This window comes from Nocardia nova NBRC 15556, assembly GCF_001613005.1.
GTDB classification, from domain to species: Bacteria; Actinomycetota; Actinomycetes; order Mycobacteriales; family Mycobacteriaceae; genus Nocardia; species Nocardia nova.
On record NZ_BDBN01000178.1, the window covers coordinates 1 to 2891 of the forward strand.

Below are 2891 nucleotides of genomic sequence, written 5' to 3' on the forward strand. Positions count from 1 at the left end.
GCGCGGCGCCGATCGGGCGCGTCCGCCTCCGGAGCGAGTCCGCGCCGGAGCCCGCCCCCGGGTGGATCCCGCCCGCGAACTCGACGTCGTGGTGCCGCGGGACTTACCTGCCATGACCTCAGGCTAGCCGCAACAGCCCCATCGGGACCATCCGCAACACCCATCCCAACCACATCATTGCCGACCTCACAACGCCGTCAGCGGCCGGAAACGACGCGTGCGAAGGCCTCAGACGCTGCGATCGGAGGCGAAGACCGCGGCCACATCGTCCACCCCGCCGGCGGCATCGATGCGGACCTCGTTGCGCCCGAATGCGTGAAGCAGCAGTTCGGAGGGCTGCCCGGTGAGTACCACCGCATCGCCGCCGACGTTGTGCGCCGTCACGCGATCACCCTCCGGCGTCGCCAGCACGACGGTGACCGGGGATTTGCGATACGCCATCCGCGCCATCCGCCGCGTCGCCGACCACAACTTGCGCTCGTCCTCGGCCGACAAGGTGCGGGGCTTCCACTCCGGGTCGGCGCGGCGCACGTCCTCGTGGTGGACGAACATCTCGGTCAGGTTGACCACGGCGTCGACCGGCTTCAGCGGCGACCACCACGGCGGCCCGGTGCGGATCTGCTCCAGCAGTTCGGTGAACGGCTTCTCGGACACCTTCGCCTGCACCGAATCGAGGTATCCCGCAAGGGGTTTCAGCAGAATCCCCGGCGCGGCCGCGGGATGGCGTTCCCGTACCACCAGATGCGCGGCCAGATCGTGCACCGTCCAGGTACCGCACAGGGTCGGGGCGTCGGGACCGACCGCCGTCATGGTCGACACCAGGGCCCGGCGTTCCCGTTGAGCCATACTCATGGGCCGAGCGTAATGGTTCCGAGCCCGGTGGAGGTAGGCAGCGTCACCCCGCAGGTGTCCCTGCGCTTCATCGGCACTGCGCAGCGGCCCCGCCCGGGCTCATCGCTGCGGGCGGGGCCACATCGAAGGATCAGACGCCCATGACGGTCGGCACGATCATCGGGCGGCGGCGGTAGGTGTCGGCGACCCAGCGGCCCACCACGCGCCGCACACCCTGTGCGATGCGGTGCGTATCGGTGACACCCTCCCCGGCCAGGCGCAGCAGTTCGGCCTCCACCAGCTCCTGCGCACCCAGCAGCGCACCCGGATCGTCGGAGAAGCCGCGGCCGCTGACCTCGGGCGTGCTGACCGCCTTACCCGTGGTCTCGTCGACGACCACGGTGATCGCGATGAAACCGCCCTCACCGAGCACCAGACGGTCCGACAGCGTCGATTCACCCACGTCGCCGACCGACAAACCGTCGACGTACACCTGCCCGACCGGATAGCGGCCGACGATCGAGGCGATGCCGTCGACCAGGTCGACCACCACACCGTCCTCGGCGAGCATGACCCGTTCCTCGGGCACGCCGGTCGCCACCGCGAGCGCGGCATTGGCGCGCAGATGCCGCCACTCGCCGTGCACCGGCATGGCATTCGTGGGGCGGACCGCGTTGTACAGGTAGAGCAGCTCACCGGCCGAGGCGTGCCCGGAGACGTGCACCTTCGCGCTCTGCTGGGTCACCACGGTGGCGCCCAGCCGGGCCAGGCCGTTGACCACCGCGAACACCGCGTTCTCGTTGCCCGGGATCAGCGAGGAGGCCAGCACCACCAGATCGTCGGCGCGGATGTTGATCTGACGATGGTCGCCGCGCGCCATCCGCGACAGCGCCGAGAGCGGTTCGCCCTGCGAGCCGGTGGAGATCAGCACCAGTTTGTGCACGGGCAGATTCGCGGCCTGATCCAGATCGACCACGATGCCCTCGGGAATGTTCAGATACCCGAGATCCTGCGCGATCTGCATATTGCGGACCATCGAACGACCGACGAAGCACACCCGGCGGTTGTAGCGCTGCGCCACGTCGACGACCTGCTGGATGCGATGGACGTGGCTGGCGAAGGAGGCCACGATGACGCGGCCCTTGGCCTTGCCGATCACACTGTCGAGGACCGGGCCGATCTCCCGTTCCGGAGTGACGAAGCCGGGGACCTCGGCATTGGTCGAATCGACCAGGAACAGGTCCACGCCCTCGTCGCCGAGGCGGGAGAACCCGGCCAGGTCGGTGAGGCGGCCGTCGAGCGGCAACTGATCGAGTTTGATGTCACCGGTGTGCAGGGCCAGTCCGGCCGGCGTGCGCACCGCGACCGCGATGGCGTCGGGAATGGAGTGGTTGACCGCGAAGTACTCGCAGTCGAACGGGCCATGGGTAGTCCGCTGGCCCTCGGTGACCTCGATCAGCTTGGGCTGCAGGCGATGTTCGCGGCATTTCGCGGCCACCAGCGCGAGCGTGAATTTCGAACCGACGACCGGGATGTCGGGACGCAGCCGCAACAGGAACGGCACCGCGCCGATGTGGTCCTCGTGCCCGTGAGTCAGCACCACGGCGGCCACCTCGTCGATCCGGTCCTCGATCGGCCGGAAGTCGGGCAGGATCAGGTCGACGCCGGGCTGCTGATCCTCGGGGAACAACACACCGCAGTCGACGATCAGCATCGCGCCGTCGTATTCGAACACGGTCATATTGCGGCCGATTTCACCGATGCCGCCGAGGGCGTAGACGCGCAGGCCCTGCTTCGGCAGCTTGGGCGGCAGCCCGATCGGCAATGCCGACGAAACCGGTTGCGGCGCAGCCTGTTCCGTACGACCGCGGCCCGATTGGCGGCCCCGGCCGGAACGCCGGGAACGGCCCCGGTCGCCGGTCTGCTCGCCGCGCTGCGCGGGAGCCGATTCGCCGCGCTGTGGCGCGGGAGCGGTTTCGCGCTGGGCCGCGGGAGCGGATTCGCGTCGCTCAGGGGCGGTCCGGCGCTCGACGGCCGGTTCGGCGGCGCGCGCGGGCTCC

General features: G+C 69.5%; 2 protein-coding genes. Both read right to left on the minus strand.

Annotated elements, in window-relative coordinates; all coding sequences use genetic code 11:
* Window positions 1-228 precede the first annotated feature (228 nt).
* Window positions 229-852 (minus strand): TIGR03085 family metal-binding protein, encoded by a 624-nt coding sequence (locus tag NN2_RS35520; RefSeq protein WP_030513197.1) that lies wholly within the window; start codon window positions 850-852, stop codon window positions 229-231.
* Between the two features lie 130 nt (window positions 853-982).
* On the minus strand, window positions 983-2891 hold a 1909-nt coding region (locus NN2_RS35525; RefSeq protein ID WP_063019642.1), incomplete at its 5' end, for a ribonuclease J.